The sequence below is a fragment of the Amycolatopsis sp. NPDC114484 genome, assembly GCF_055633755.1.
Genome location: NZ_JBVKDQ010000035.1, coordinates 53,964 through 68,532, shown reverse-complemented (window position 1 = coordinate 68,532; position 14,569 = coordinate 53,964). Strand labels below are relative to the sequence as shown.

Sequence of the window (14,569 nt, the reverse complement as noted above, 5' to 3'; positions counted from 1 at the left end):
AACTCGTCGGGCACCAATCGTCGCGACAACTCGTCCATCACAAGTCATGATCATGCTCGCACCTCAACCGCCATCCAAGTGAGACACGCTCTAAGAAGGAATATGCATCGCGGGGCCGCTCCGGATTTTCCGGGGCGGCCCCGTTTTTCATGGTCACTCGGGATTGCTTCTGCTGTTTTCGTAATTTGATCAAGGGGCGGGGTTTAGCGGTCGCTGAGCGTGAGCGCGGGCCAGGCGAACGGCTGAACCCGGGATACTCGAATGGCCGCTGGCCGAGGACGGAAACCCTTGGCATGACGGCATAATTCCGGGACCCCTCCCGTCCGCCGCGTGGCATACTTCGGCATGGACCAGACGGTGGCCGTCGCGGGGGAGCAGCTCGCGTTCGCTGGTGCGGATCGACTCGTCAAGCTCATCGGGGCGCTGTATCAGCGGCCCCGCAGTGGCGACCGGCCGCGGGAATTGCAGGACGACGGAGAATGGCGTCCCGGTTATCACCGGGAGCGTGCCGGGCGGCGCGGGCTGCCCATGGTGTGCCTCGTGGGAGACGCGCGCGAGGGCGTGCTCAAAGAGCTGGCTTCCCGGCTGCAGAACGCGGAACCGGCGGGCACCGTGCGGTCGGTCTATCTGCCCCTCGCCGGTCGGCCGGACACCGATGCCGCGGGCGACGCGACCGACGACAGTGTCGAGGCGGTGCGCGATCTTCTGTGGCACGTCCGCAACAGCCTCGTCCGCAGCGGCCGTACGCGGGAAAGCCGGTTGCGGTTCCGGCTGTTCACGCTGGTCGATCAGCTCATGGCGAAGCAGTTCCCGGACGACGACACCGATCCCGAGCGCACCCTGTTGCGTGAGCTGCAGGAGAACGGCCTGCTGGTCCGCTTCCGCTCGGCCATCGACAGTGTCAGCCGCGAGCTGGTGCCGCAGCATCCGGCGTGGCGATTTCCGTTGCTGCTGCTGCGGTTGCTGACGTTCGGATTTTTCCGGCTCGCGGTCACCGGACGCGTGCCGGGGCTGTCCGGGCGGTACCGGTGGTTCCTGCGCCAGCCGCACCTCGCGCCGGAGATGTCCGGCAGCTTCGTGCGCTTCGCGCTGCGGCTCACCGACGGCGAATGGCAGAAGGAATCGCCAGAGTACGTCGCGCGGCTGCTGGTCAACGCGTTCCTGGAAGACCTGCGCCGCGAGTACCGGCTGCGGCCGTGGCAGTTCTGGCGCCGCCGCCGGATGACCTATCCGGTGCTGCTGCTCGACGAGGTCGGCCCCGCCAACGGCGGTTACCGGCTGCTGCGGCTGATGAACGACGTCCGCAACCAGGTCGGCCTCTTCGACCCGCTGCTCGTGGTGAGCGCGAGCCAGGCGCCGCCGCCGGACGCCGCGCCGAGCGAGGACCGGCCGAAGTACCACGCCACCGATGCCGCCGGCGCGTACCGGGTGTGGCAGAACCGGCTCAGCGCGGACCGGCGTGCCCGTCGCCCCACCGCGTGGTATCTGCCGATCGGGCTCGACGCGCCGCAGACCGAGGTCGAAGAAACCGAGGTACGCAAGCGAATGCTGGCGCTCGGCGAGCACTACGACCTGTCCGGCGGACGCGCCCGGGCGGCGTGGTGGACGACGCGCTGGATCCGGGCCGGCGTGCCCGCGGTGGTGCTCGCGCTGGTCGCCGGGTTCGCCGTGGCGCGTTATCAGTCCTTTCTGGACAGTCACTGCGGCACCTCGAGCGAATGGCTGAGCCGGGTGGACGACCAGTGCGTCGGGGTGTCCGACGGCACCTTCACGCTGTTCTCCCCGGTCGACAAAGAGGGGACGATCCAGCAGGTCGAAGCCGTGATCGCGGACCAGAACCGGCGGGCCGGGGAGCTGCACCAGCAGCATCCGGAACGGCCGTACATCACGCTCGTCGACCTGGAGGCGCTGACGTCGTCGAACGGCACCGCCGAAGGGCTCACCGCGGAACGGGAATCGCTGGAAGGCTTCGCCGTCGCACAGTCGCGCCAGCTCGACGCGACGGCGGCGGCCGAGCCGATCGTGCGCATGCTGATCGCCAATGGTGGCAAGGGAATGCACCAGGGAGCGGCGGTCGCTAAGACGCTGCTGGAGATGGCGAAAGAGGACCCCAGCATCGTCGGCGTCGTCGGACTCGACATGAGCAGCGAGCCGACGTCCAGCACTATCCGCGCTCTCGGCGACGCAGGCATCCCGGTGGTCGCCGCGACGCTCACCGCCGACCGGCTAGCCGACCAGAACCCGATCTACTTCCAGGTCGCGCCGCAAAACCGCAGGGAGGCCGCGGTGGCCGCGGCGTTCGCCGCCCAGCGGCCCGGTCCTCGGGAGCTTCGCGTCTACTACTCCGACGACGACAACGATTTCTACAGCACGAACCTCCGGGAGGACGTGCTGAAGCGTTCAAGGAAAAGGGTTTCACCGTCGACGCGCGAGCATTCGACCCGGACGGGGGCCGCGCGGGTCAGCCCGCGCACTTGCAGTACGGCGACCGGGCCGTGGGCAACGCCGGCGCCGCCGGACGAGACACCTGTTCTTACAACGGCTTCGCATTCTTCGCCGGGCGAGGAGTCCCCGATTTCGGAGCGTTCCTCGCCGGAGCCGCGCAATGCGGCAGCACCGCGACGATCATCGGCGACGACGACGTTTCCCGCTACGTCGCGGATTCCGTTGCGCGGGAACGCAATCGCGCGTTGCCGTACTACTACCTCGCGCTCGCGAGCGCCCCGGCCACGCAGGCGAAAGGCCTCGCGCGCGATTTCTACACCACGCTCAACGCCAAGTTCTCCTTCGAACACACCGAAAAAGGCCGATCGTTCGACGGCCACGCCGCGTTGTCCTACGACGCCGCGCTGGTGATGATCACCGCGACCGCGTACCTGCGCGAGACCTCGTCGAAAATCCCGGTGACGCCCGGTTCGGTATGGCGCGAGATCGCCGCGATCCACACCTCGCGGCCGGACGCGAACCAGATCAACAAATACATCGAGGGAGTCAGCGGAACCATCGATTACGGCGGCGACATCGGCAGGCACGTCCCGCAAGACAAACCGCTCGCGGTGCTGCAGGTCCAAGGCGGAGAGGTCGACCCAGCCCTGCAGGGCTTCTGCGGCAAGGCGGTCCTCCGAGCCCCGGACCCGTGGTGCCCGGCGGACGGCTGAGCCGAGGCCGCGGACCCGGAAGGAGACGCGTTTTCGTGCTCTAAGTAATCGACCGAATGGGCTGTGCATTCGCTGTAACAGTTTTCCGCAGGTTTTCGACCTTCCCCATTACCTGGAGCAAGAGGGAGGTTCCGCATGTGGCGAAAACTGGGGACGGCGTTGGCCGCGGCTGTTCTGGTCGCCGGGTGCGGAGCGGCGAAGGCTCCGGCAGGGGACCCGGCTCCGGTCGTGACGAGCGATTACTCGCCGTCGACCACCTACAGCGAGCCGGACACGTACTCGGAAACTCCGACGACCTCGTCCGCGCCGCCAGAGACCACGCAACAGCAGTTCGCGCCGCCGACGACCGTGGCGAAACCCGAGGCAGCACCGAAAACCCACGCCGCGCCGAAAATCGACGTGCCCACCTTCGACGTACCTACGTACGAGGTGCCGACGTTCCAGGTGCCTGACCAGGCCGCCCCGGCCGCCCCTCCGGCACAGGCAACGACCCCGGACGCCGCTTCCGCCGACTGCGGCCCCGACTACTACCGGAACTCCTCCGGAACCTGCGTCCACAACCCGTCTTCGAGCCCTTCCGGCGCGACAGCCCTCTGCAACGACGGCACCTACAGCTACAGCCAGCACCGTTCCGGAACCTGCTCGCACCACGGCGGCGTCAAGCAATGGCTCTGACCTCAGCGACCCAAGCAAGCGTTGGGCCGAACGGACCAGCCCGGTAAGTCGGATCGATCACGAACCGCCCGTTCCGCCCGCCCCGCCCGGTAGCGTGCGAATCCGGTACGGCATACGGAACGGGGGACGTGGTGGCACGGGCAGGCGCGCGGCCGATCATCGTGGTGCTCGCCTCGTGCGGGCTGGTCGCTTCGTTCATGCAGACGCTGGTCATCCCGTTGATCCCGGCGTTCCCGAGACTGCTGCACACCACGCCGACGGACGCGTCGTGGGTCGTCACCGTCACGCTGCTCGCGGCGGCGGTGTGCACCCCGGTCGCCGGGCGGCTCGGCGATCTTTACGGCAAGCGCCGCGTGCTGCTGGTGAGTCTCGCCGTGCTGATCGCCGGGTCCGTGGTCTCGGCGCTGACCAGTTCGCTCGCGCTGATGATCGTCGGCCGCGGGCTGCAGGGCTGCGCGATGGGCGTCATCCCGCTCGGCATCAGCATCATGCGCGACGAACTCCCGGCCGAACGCGTCAGCGGCGCGATCTCACTGATGAGCGCGACGCTCGGCGTCGGCGGGGCGATCGGGTTGCCGGTCGCGGCGATCGTGGCCGAGCACGCGGACTGGCACGTCCTGTTCTGGGGCGCGGCCGGGCTCGGACTCGGTTGTGCGCTGCTGATCCTTCGGTTCGTCCCGGAATCGCCGGTCCGCACGCCCGCGCCGTTCGATTTCCTCGGCACGCTCGGGTTGGTCGTCGGCCTCACCAGCCTGTTGCTGCCGATCGTGAAGGGCGGCCAATGGGGTTGGGGCAGCCCGGCGACGCTCGGGTTCGCGGCGACCGCGGTGGTCGTTCTCGCCGCTTGGGGCTGGTACCAGCTGCGCCGTCGTGACCCGCTGGTCGATTTGCGGGTGTCGGCGCGGCGGCCGGTCCTGTTCACGAACCTCGCGTCGGTCCTCGTCGGCTTCGCGATGTACGCGATGTCGTTGTCGTTCCCGCAATTGCTGCAGGCACCTTCGGCGACCGGCTACGGCCTCGGGCTCAGCATGGTGGAAGCCGGTCTGTGCCTCGCGCCGAACGGTCTGGTGATGATGGCGTTGTCCCCGGTGTCCGCGCGGCTGACCAACCGCTACGGCGCCCGCGTCACGCTCATGACCGGTGCGACCGTGATCGCGGTCGGGTATACCTTCGCGATTTTCCTGATGGCCAACGCGATCGAGCTGATCATCGCGTCGGTGATCATCGGGGCGGGCGTCGGAATCGCTTACGCCGCAATGCCCGCACTGATCATGAGCGCGGTGCCGGTCACCGAAACGGCGTCGGCGAACGGGCTCAACTCGCTCATGCGTTCCGTCGGCACCTCGACGTCCAGCGCCGTGATGGCCACGATGCTGGCGCACCTGACGATCACCGTCGGCTCGTTCACCGTGCCGTCGCTCGCCGGTTTCCGCGCCACGTTCGCGGTCGCCGCGGTCGCGGCGGTGGCCGGGCTGGCGTTGACCGCGGTGGTGCCGCGATTCCGTGCCGCCAGCCCGGAACTCGCCCGGGTCTAGAGCAACGGGGGAACGGCCGCGTCGATCAGATGCGGCCCCGGCTCGGCGACCGCGCGCCGGAACTGCTCGGCCAGTTCCTCCGCCGTCGTCGCCCGGGTCGCCGGAACGCCCATGCCCTCGGCGATCTTCACGAAATCCAGGTCCGGACGGCCGATGTCCAGCAGGTCCTTCGCGCGCGGTCCGTCCCCGGACGCACCGACTCGCTGCAGCTCCATCCGCAGGATCGCGTACGCGTTGTTGTTGAGCACGACCGTGGTCACGTCGAGGTTCTCGCGCGCTTGCGTCCACAGCGCGGAGATCGTGTACATCGCGCTGCCGTCGGATTCGAGGTTGATCACCGGCCGTTTCGGCGCCGCGATCGCCGCGCCGACGGCCACCGGCATCCCGTAGCCGATCGCGCCGCCGGTCAGGGTCAGCACGTCGTGCCGCGGCGCACCCGCCGTCGCGGCGGGGAGCATCAGGCCGGACGTGTTCGCCTCGTCCACGATGATCGCGTTCTCCGGCAGCAGCGCGCCGATCACGTCGACCCAGTTCTGCACGGTGATCGGGCCGCTCGGCAACGCCGGCCGCCCGGCCTCCTGCAGGACCGGCTCGGTGTCCGCGGCTACCAACGCGGCGACCGCTTCCAGCGCCGCGGAGACGTCCTGGCCGACCGTCGCGAGGACGTGGACGTCCGCGCCTTCCGGGGTCAGCTCGCTCGGCATGCCGGGGTAGGCGAAGAACGACACCGGCGCCCTCGTGCCCGCGACGATCAGGTGCTTGATCCCGTCCAGCTGGTACTTGACGTGCTCGGCGAGATACCCCAGCCGTTCGATGGTGGGAAGCCCGGCGCCGCGCTCCATCCGTGCCGGGAACGTCTCGGCGAAGGTCTTCACTCCGGTCGCGGCCGCGATCCGGCTGGTCGCGCGCAAACCGGCCTCGCGGCAAGCGGATCCGCCGATCAGCAACGCCACCGGCTCGCCGCCGCGCAGCAGGTCCGCGATCTTCTGCACGGTCGTCGCGTCGACCGCCTGCGGCACGCGCGGCGGAATCGGCTCGCACGTCTCGCCGCCCTCGCCCCACGACGCGTCGGCGGGAAGGATCAGCGTCGCGACCCGGCCCGGTGCGTCCTGCGCCGCCGCGACCGCCGCCGCGGCGTCCGGGCCGACGTCCTTCGTGTGCCCGGACCGGCGAACCCAGCCTTCGAGCGAGCCCGCGATGGCGTCGATATCCGACTCCAGCGGGGCGTCGTACTGCTTGTGATAGGTCGCGTGGTCGCCGATCACGTTGACTACCGGCGTGTGCGCGCGGCGCGCGTTGTGCAGGTTCGCCAGGCCGTTGCCCAGCCCCGGGCCGAGGTGCAGCAGCGTCGCGGCGGGCTTGCCGGCGACCCGCGCGTACCCGTCCGCGGCACCGGTCACGACACCCTCGAACAGCGCGAGCACGCCGCGCATCTCCGGCACCGAATCGAGCGCGGCGACGAAGTGCATCTCCGACGTGCCGGGGTTGGAGAAGCACACGTCGACCCCGCTGTCGACGAGCGTGCGGATGAGGGACTGGGCGCCGTTGAGCGTGCTCACTGTGCTCACTTTCCGGTAAACAGGACGCCGGGGTTCAGGATCCCGGCCGGGTCGAAGCTGTCCTTGACGCGGTGCAGCAGATCGAGCTTCACCGGGTCTTCCAGCTTGGCGTGGTACTTCGTCTTGGTGCGGCCGAGGCCGTGCTCGCCGGAGATCGCGCCGCCGAGTTCGTACGCGTAGCCGAAGATGTCGGTCAGCAGCTGCGAGCGCGTGTCCGGGTCCTTGCAGAAGATCGCCAGGTGGACGTTGCCGTCGCCGGCGTGCCCGCAGCCGAGCGCGCCGCCGCCGGTCGCCATCGCCAGTTCGCGGGCGCGGGTCATGAACTGCGGCATCGCGGTTCGCGGCACCACCACGTCGATCACGTCGTCCGCACCGGCGGCTTTGGCGTTCCAGAAGGCTTTTTCGCGGGCTTCGATGAGCTTGCGCGCGGCTCCGCCTTCGAGCACGTACGCGTCGATCGCGCCGAGTTCGACCAGCAGTTCGCCGAGCGCCTCGACGTCCTCGCCGAGCCGGTCGGCCACCCGGTTTTCCAGCGCCACGGCCAGATACGCCTGGGTCCGGTCGCGGATTTCCGCCGGGACGCCCAGTTCGAGCTTGTCGTTGTAGACCATCGCGGCCATGGTCATGTTGTCGATGTACTCGAGGATCTGCGGGGCGAGACCGCTCGCGGCGATCTTCGGCACCGCCGCCATCACCTGCTCGAAATCGTCGAACGGGGCGAGCACGGTCGCGCCGTGCGGCAGCCGCGGCTGCAGTTTCACGATCACCTCGGTCACCAGCGCGAGGGTGCCCTCGGAGCCGATGATCAGCTGGGTGAGGTCGTAGCCGCTGGAGATCTTCGACATCCGGCCGCCGACTCGGATGATCTCGCCGGTCGCGAGCACCGCCTGCAGGCCTGAGACGTTGCCGCGGGTGATGCCGTAGCGGATCGCGCGCATCCCGCCGGCGTTGGTGCCGACGGTGCCGCCGACGCTCGCGCTCAGTTCGCCGGGATAGACGGGGTAGGTAAGGCCGTGTTCGGCGGTCTTCGCGTCGAGCTCGGCCAGCGTGACGCCCGGCTGGACCACGGCGACGTGGTTGCCGGTGTCGATCTCGAGCACCGAGTTCATCCGCTCGAACGAGACGACCAGGCCGCCTTCGACCGGACGCGCGGCGGCGGACAACCCGCTGCCGGATCCGCGCGCGGTGACCGGAATGCTCTCGGCGGAGGCGATCTTCAGCAGCGCGGAGACCTCTTCGGCAGTCGCCGGCTTCGCGACGTACGCCGGTTTCTGGCCGGGCGTGCTGAGCGCCTCGTCGTGCGCGTAATCGTCGGAAATCGCGTCACCGGTCAGCAGGTTCCCAGCTCCGACGGCACCTGCCAGCTGTGTTGCGATCTCGCTCATGCCACTCCCTCGTGCGCGCGTACGTCGTGGCCGAAGCCTAGCCGTTCTGTCGCGGGGCTGGCCATGAATAGTTTTCACGTTAGCCGACGGGGAGCGGGCGCGAAAAAGGCCACGCCTCGGCGTGGCCAGGGGGAGAACCCAAGCAGGGACCGGCCCGCGCCAACAGGCCGGCCCCTGGGTTAATCCTCGGTGCCGGTCAGACGAGCCAGCCGAGCACGTGCGCCAGGTGCGCGAGCAGACCCGAGATCAGGTCGTGGCCGTGGTGCACGTGCTGGGTGAACATCTGCATTGAGGGGCTCCTTGTTCGGATTGTTCTTCTTTGGTGCTCTCGCGAGGAGCCAACGCAGATTTCCACCGGCGCGACCGCGGTGTCAAAACGCGGTTTTCCCTGTGCTGGCAAGGGGTCGGCGGCCGAAGAATCTTCCCATGTTAAACATGTAAGGCTTTCGGGTTTGCCGCCGGGGGTGCACTGTGGACTCTTCGCCACGGTTCGTAGCGAACGCCGGGTCCGATCACCCTGGGTAGCAGACGCGCGCTGCGGCAACCGGGCGGCGTGGCCCCTCGAACCGGTGAATGCGAAGCCACGATTGGTGAGTTGCCGAGGTTCACACCGCCGGGTGATCATCGGGGCCGGATCCCTTGTCCGGCAGTGAATCCGGGGCCTTGACGGTGATCGCGGAGGGTTAACCCGGCTTCACTCCGGAGGAACAATCTGGCCCGATCGGGCAGTGAAAAGGGCCGGCCCCTCCGTGGTGGAGGAACCGGCCCTGAAGCGACAGTCAGTCAGCGCGGGCGAACGACAGCGTCTCGCCCTCCACGCCGCGCAGCCACAGATCCTGCGCGGCCGCGGCCATCTCGGACAGGCCTTCCTCGATCGTCGCGAACACGTTGCCGGGCACCCAGCCCGCGTCGCCGTTGATCAGGAGGTTGTTGCGGCCGTAGAAAATCGCGAGATCCGTGGCACCCTGGTCGCTGTGCGCCTCGCTGCCGTCGTCGTAGCCGTACGCCGGGTTGCCGATTTCCCACGCCTCGAATCCGAAGTAGACAACGTCGCCGGGAATCGGCGTGATGGTCGGATTCTCGCGGCCCGGCTTCGGCTCGGCGAAGGGCGGCACGAGCGTGTAGACCTCGTTGCGCGCGTACTTCGCGTGGTAGGCAGAACCGCTCTGCGGCAGTGCGTCCCACACCGCCTTGCAGGTGCGCGGTGCTTCGTCGTCGAGCAGCCGGGCACGGCAGGTGACGCCGCGCTTGTCGAGGCTGATGGTGATGTAGCGCGCCATGCCTCAGCTCCCCGTGACCGACGAGACGACCTCGCCCCAGATGCGCAGCGCGTCGTCGACCTGTTCCGCGTTGACGACCAGCGGCGGCACCATGCGCACGACGTTCGAGTACGCACCACAGGTGAGCAACAGCAGCCCGCTCTTGGCAGCTGCCTGCTGCGCGGCCTGCGCGGTGGCCGTGTCCGGTTCGCCGTCCGCAGTAGTGAACTCAGAGCCCACGAGGAGCCCGAGACCGCGTACGTCGCCGATAGCGGGCGTCTTGTCCGCGATGACGCGCGCGCCCTCGAGAAGCTGACGGCCGCGCTCCGCGGCGTTCTCGACCAAGCCTTCGTCCTGAATGACGTCGAGTGTCGCGATGGCTGCCGCGCACGACACCGCGTTGCCGCCGTACGTACCACCTTGCGAACCCGGGTACGCCTTCGCCATCAGCTCTTCCGAAACGGCGATGCCCGACAGCGGGAAGCCGCTGGCGAGGCCCTTCGCGATCAGCACGACGTCCGGGTGGACGTCGAAGTGGTCGTGGCCCCAGAACTTGCCGGTGCGACCGAACCCGGCCTGCACCTCGTCGAGCACCAGCAGGATGCCGTGCCGGTCGGCGCGCTCGCGCAGCCCGGCCATGAACTCGGTGTTCGCGGGAACGTAGCCGCCCTCGCCGAGCACCGGCTCGATGAAGAACGCGGCCGTCTCGTTCGGCGCGGAGACGGTCTGGAAGAGGTAGTCGAGCTCGCGCAGGGCGAACTTCGTCGCCGTTTCCTGATCCCAGCCGTAGTGGTAGGCGTACGGGAACGGCGCGACGTGCACGCCGGACATCAGCGGCGAGATGCCCGCGGTGAACCGCGTGCCGGAGGTGGTCATGGTCGCCGCCGCGACCGTGCGGCCGTGGAAACCGCCCTGGAACACGATGACGTTCGGCCGCTTCGTCGCCTGCCGCGCCAGCCGCAGCGCGGCCTCCACGGCCTCGCTGCCGGAGTTCGCGTAGAAGAGCGAATCGAGCCCGGACGGCAGGACGTCGCCGAGCTTGCGGGTCAGTTCGAGCAGCGGTTGGTGCATGACGGTCGTGTACTGGCCGTGCACGAGCTTGCCGATCTGCTCGCGCGCGGCTTCGACCACGCGCGGGTGGCAGTGCCCGGTGCTGGTCACCCCGATCCCCGCGGTGAAGTCGAGGTGACGTTTCCCGTCCACGTCGTAGAGGTAAACCCCTTCACCGTGGTCGACGACGACAGGCGTTGCCTGCTTGAGCAGCGGGGACAGCTGGGCCATGCGGCGCCCTCCTGGGGTGCGGGTGCAGACGGTTGTCGATTGTTGACAATATCCATAGCATGAGTCCGGGACAACAGGAACAGGAGCGAGCTGGATGAGCGGGATCACCGAGAACGGCGTCGTGAGCGCGGTCGGCAAGGAACTCTTCATCGGCGGCAAGTGGGTCTCCGCGCGCGGCGGGAAGACCTTCGACGTGCAGGACCCCTCCACCGGCGAGGTGCTGTGCCAGGTCGCGGACGCCGCGCCGGAAGACGGTCTCGCGGCGCTCGACGCGGCGGTCGCGGCACAAGCCGGCTGGGCCGCGGTGGCGCCTCGGGAGCGCGGCGAGATCCTGAGCCGCGCGTACCGCAAGCTCATCGAGCGCCGGGACGAACTGGCGCTGCTGATGACCCTGGAGATGGGCAAGCCGCTGGCCGAGGCCGCCGGGGAAATCACTTACGCCGCCGAGTTCTTCCGCTGGTTCGCCGAGGAGGCCGTGCGGATCGACGGCGGCTACGCGGTGGCCCCGAACGGCTCGGGCCGGTTCCTGATCACGCGCCAGCCGGTCGGCCCGACGCTGCTCATCACGCCGTGGAACTTCCCGATGGCGATGGGCACGCGCAAGATCGGCCCGGCCGTCGCCGCGGGCTGCACGATGGTGATCAAGCCCGCCGCGCAGACGCCGCTGTCGATGCTCGCGCTCACCCAGATCCTCGCCGACGCCGGGCTGCCCGAGGGCGTGCTGAACGTCGTCACCACCAAGGACGCGGGCGGCGTGATGGAGCCGCTGATCCGCGACGGACGCGCGCGCAAGCTGTCCTTCACCGGTTCGACCGGGGTCGGGCGCAAGCTGCTGGAGCAGTGCGCGGAGAAGGTGCTGCGCACGTCGATGGAGCTGGGCGGCAACGCGCCGTTCGTCGTGTTCGACGACGCGGACCTGGACGCCGCGGTCGAGGGCGCGATGCAGGCCAAGATGCGCAACATCGGCGAGGCGTGCACCGCGGCCAACCGGTTCTACGTGCAGCGCGGCGTCGCGGAGGAGTTCTCCCGCCGGCTCACGGAGCGGATGCAGGCGCTGCCGATGGGCCGCGGCACCGACGAGGGCGTCGTGGTCGGTCCGCTCATCGACGAGGCCGCGGTGAACAAGGTGACTGAGCTGGTCAAGGACGCCACGGACAAGGGCGCGCGGGTGCTCACCGGCGGCTCGCGGGTCGACGGCCCCGGGCACTTTTACCCGGCGACCGTGCTCACCGACGTGCCTGTCGACGCTCGGCTGGCGAGCGAGGAGATCTTCGGCCCGGTCGCGCCGATCACGCCGTTCGACACCGAGGACGAGGCGGTCGAAAAGGCCAACGACACCGAGTTCGGCCTGGTGTCCTACCTGTTCACCAGCGACCTGAAGCGCGCGCTGCGGGTGTCGGAACGCTTGGAGGCCGGGATGATCGGCCTCAACCAGGGCATCGTGTCCAACCCGGCGGCTCCGTTCGGCGGCGTCAAGCAGTCCGGCCTCGGCCGCGAGGGCGGCACGGTCGGCATCGACGAGTTCCTGGAGACCAAGTACATCGCGGTGAGCCTGTGACACACCGGATTGCGAGCATCCCGGGCGACGGGATCGGGGTCGACGTCACGATCGAAGCGCGCCGGGTCCTCGACGCGGCCGCGGCGAAGTACGGATTCTCCTTGGAGTGGACCGAATTCGACTGGAGCTGTGAGCGGTACACGAAGACCGGCGCGATGATGCCGGAGGACGGTGTCGCGCGGCTGTCGGGCTTCGACGGCATCCTGCTCGGCGCGGTCGGCTTCCCCGGCGTGGCGGACCACGTTTCGTTGTGGGGCCTGCTGATCCCGTTGCGGCGGGCGTTCCAGCAGTACGTCAACCTGCGGCCGGTCCGGCTGCTGCCGGGGACCTCCTCGGTGCTGGCCGGGCGGAAGGCCGACGAGCTGGAAATGGTGATCGTCCGGGAGAACTCCGAGGGCGAGTACTCGGAGATCGGCGGACGGCACAACGCCGGGCGGCCGGACGAGTTCGTGCTGCAGGAGTCGGTGTTCACGCGGGTCGGGGTGGAACGGATCATCCGGTACGCCTTCGACCTCGCGCGCACGCGTTCGCGGCACGTCACCTCGGCGACGAAGTCCAACGGGCTGATCCACTCGATGCCGTACTGGGACGAGATTTTCGCCGAGGTGGCGTCGGGGTACCCGGACGTCCGCGCGGAACAGTGCCATGTGGATGCTCTCGCCGCGCGGATGGTGCAGGCTCCGGACCGGCTCGACGTGGTGGTGGCGTCGAACCTGTTCGGCGACATCCTGAGCGACCTCGCGGCCGCGATCACCGGCGGACTGGGCATGGCGCCATCCGGAAACATCAACCCATCAGGTGACTTTCCGTCGATGTTCGAGGCGGTCCACGGCAGCGCTCCGGACATCGCCGGACAGGGCATCGCGAACCCGGTCGCCCAGATCCTCGCCGGGGCGATGCTGCTCGACCACCTCGGGGAAACCGTTGCCGCACAAGCGATCCGAACCTCGGTCGACGAGGTGCTGACCGCGGGCGAAACGCTCACCCCGGACCTCGGCGGAACCGCTACCACAACCGCGCTCGGCACCGCGGTGGCCGCTTCGCTCCGCTGATTTTTCGTCGGTGCCGCGAGGTTCACTCTTCCCTGACCCGCCGACGGGTCCCCGAGGGGAGGAGGGCGCCGATGTGCCAGATGTGCGAGGAGCCGGAAAGATCCGAGGAGCAGTACCTGATCGAGGTGCTGGACCGGATCAGGGAGTACGGATGGTGCGTCCAGGGCGTGCTGGGACCAGGTTCCCGGCCGCCCTGGGCGTACACCGCGGGCCTGACCGTGCAAGGCCTGCCGGAGCTGGTGGTCACCGGATTGTCGTTGCACGAAGCGGTGTACGTGCTCAACACCGCGGCCGAACATTCGCTGCACACCGGCCCGCCTGAGCCCGGCGAGCAGTGGCTGCTGCCCCGGTTGCCGAAGCTGGAAGTCGTGGAGCTCAGCGCCCCCGCGACGCACCTGCATATCGCGGTTTGCTGTTATGGCACGGGAATCGAAGCCATGCAACTGGTCTACGCCGATTCCGAGGGCCGGTTCCCGTGGTCGCCGCAGTACAACTCCGGCCTCGGCGGACAGCCCGTGCTGGGGGTGCGCCATGCCTGAGTTTTTCTTTCCGCATCACGGTTTGCGCCACTTTGGCCCGGTAGAATCGGATCATGCCCGAGCTCCTGGCCCCCACCGTACGGTTGCATCGCGCCTGGTTGGAAGCGCACGCCGAATGGGGCCCAGGCCTGCACGAAGACGGCTTCGGCCTGTCGGCCTCGGACGAGGTCGATTCGCCAGCTGGCTTCGCCGCCTGGGTGGACTCTTTGCTGCGGGACTGCACCGTCTACCGCTGGCTGGTCGAGGACGGACAGGTGCTCGGCGGAATAGCCCTGCGCTCCGGCCCGGCGGAGTATGTGCGGTGGGCCGGGCACATCGGCTTCGGCATCCGACCGTCCGCGCGTGGCCGCGGTCTCGCTTCCTGGGCGCTGAGCCAGATGCTGACCGAGGCCCGGGGCTTGTCTCGGGTGCTCTTGGTGTGCGTGGGGGAGAACTTGGCGTCCGCCAAGACGATCGAACGCGCGGGCGGGGTGCTGGAGGAAGTGCGCCAGACCGATCACGGGCCGGTGCGGAGGTACTGGATCACGCTCGAGTCCTCGCCGAGCTGAGCCACCTCGCCTCGGGTGCT

At 68.9% G+C, this 14,569-nt stretch carries 12 protein-coding genes; 8 read left to right on the top strand and 4 right to left on the bottom strand.

The features are described 5' to 3' along the window. Positions 1-330 precede the first annotated feature (330 nt). The 4 genes from ACZ7SW_RS42645 to ACZ7SW_RS42630 all read left to right on the top strand — a co-directional run bounded on the left by ACZ7SW_RS42645 (position 331) and on the right by ACZ7SW_RS42630 (position 5,368). Positions 331-2,856 carry a hypothetical protein gene (locus tag ACZ7SW_RS42645; RefSeq protein ID WP_470236062.1) on the top strand — a complete coding sequence of 842 codons (2,526 nt, stop codon included), beginning with the start codon at positions 331-333 and terminating at the stop codon, positions 2,854-2,856. Next, the gene (locus ACZ7SW_RS42640) at positions 2,832-3,158 is read left to right on the top strand and encodes a hypothetical protein (RefSeq protein ID WP_470236061.1); all 327 of its coding nucleotides are present in this window, start codon (positions 2,832-2,834) and stop codon (positions 3,156-3,158) included. The genes ACZ7SW_RS42645 and ACZ7SW_RS42640 overlap by 25 nt, the downstream gene beginning before the upstream one ends. A 135-nt stretch (positions 3,159-3,293) precedes the next feature. Continuing rightward, entirely contained in the window at positions 3,294-3,833 is a 540-nt protein-coding gene (locus ACZ7SW_RS42635; RefSeq protein ID WP_470236060.1) for a DUF3761 domain-containing protein, read from the top strand. 131 nt (positions 3,834-3,964) lie between these two features. Next, positions 3,965-5,368, top strand: coding sequence for an MFS transporter (locus ACZ7SW_RS42630; protein WP_470236059.1), 1,404 nt, complete (start codon positions 3,965-3,967; stop codon positions 5,366-5,368). Here ACZ7SW_RS42630 and ACZ7SW_RS42625 read toward each other — a convergent pair. From ACZ7SW_RS42625 to ACZ7SW_RS42610, 4 genes are all read right to left on the bottom strand, one after another. After that, a complete protein-coding gene (locus tag ACZ7SW_RS42625; RefSeq protein WP_470236058.1) occupies positions 5,365-6,927 on the bottom strand; it encodes an acetolactate synthase large subunit in 1,563 nt (520 codons plus the stop codon). The genes ACZ7SW_RS42630 and ACZ7SW_RS42625 overlap by 4 nt on opposite strands. Positions 6,928-6,932: 5 nt before the next feature. Further along, entirely contained in the window at positions 6,933-8,312 is a 1,380-nt protein-coding gene (locus ACZ7SW_RS42620) for an FAD-binding oxidoreductase (protein ID WP_470236057.1), read from the bottom strand. Between the two features lie 779 nt (positions 8,313-9,091). After that, complete coding sequence (locus ACZ7SW_RS42615; RefSeq protein ID WP_067576183.1) at positions 9,092-9,592, bottom strand: DUF3830 family protein; 501 nt, start codon at positions 9,590-9,592, stop codon at positions 9,092-9,094. 3 nt (positions 9,593-9,595) lie between these two features. Then, positions 9,596-10,852 (bottom strand): aspartate aminotransferase family protein, encoded by a 1,257-nt coding sequence (locus tag ACZ7SW_RS42610; protein WP_470236056.1) that lies wholly within the window; start codon positions 10,850-10,852, stop codon positions 9,596-9,598. A gap of 94 nt (positions 10,853-10,946) precedes the next feature. Between ACZ7SW_RS42610 and ACZ7SW_RS42605 the strand changes: the two genes are divergently transcribed. The 4 genes from ACZ7SW_RS42605 to ACZ7SW_RS42590 all read left to right on the top strand — a co-directional run bounded on the left by ACZ7SW_RS42605 (position 10,947) and on the right by ACZ7SW_RS42590 (position 14,549). Next, positions 10,947-12,410 carry an NAD-dependent succinate-semialdehyde dehydrogenase gene (locus ACZ7SW_RS42605; protein WP_470236055.1) on the top strand — a complete coding sequence of 488 codons (1,464 nt, stop codon included), beginning with the start codon at positions 10,947-10,949 and terminating at the stop codon, positions 12,408-12,410. Then, positions 12,407-13,462, top strand: a complete 1,056-nt coding sequence (locus ACZ7SW_RS42600; RefSeq protein ID WP_470236054.1) for a tartrate dehydrogenase — start codon at positions 12,407-12,409, stop codon at positions 13,460-13,462. Before ACZ7SW_RS42605 ends, ACZ7SW_RS42600 begins: the two co-directional genes overlap by 4 nt. Before the next feature lie 71 nt (positions 13,463-13,533). Further along, positions 13,534-14,001, top strand: coding sequence for a DUF4262 domain-containing protein (locus ACZ7SW_RS42595; RefSeq protein WP_470236053.1), 468 nt, complete (start codon positions 13,534-13,536; stop codon positions 13,999-14,001). A 53-nt stretch (positions 14,002-14,054) separates the two neighbouring features. Further along, positions 14,055-14,549, top strand: a complete 495-nt coding sequence (locus ACZ7SW_RS42590) for a GNAT family N-acetyltransferase (protein ID WP_470236052.1) — start codon at positions 14,055-14,057, stop codon at positions 14,547-14,549. Positions 14,550-14,569 lie beyond the last annotated feature (20 nt).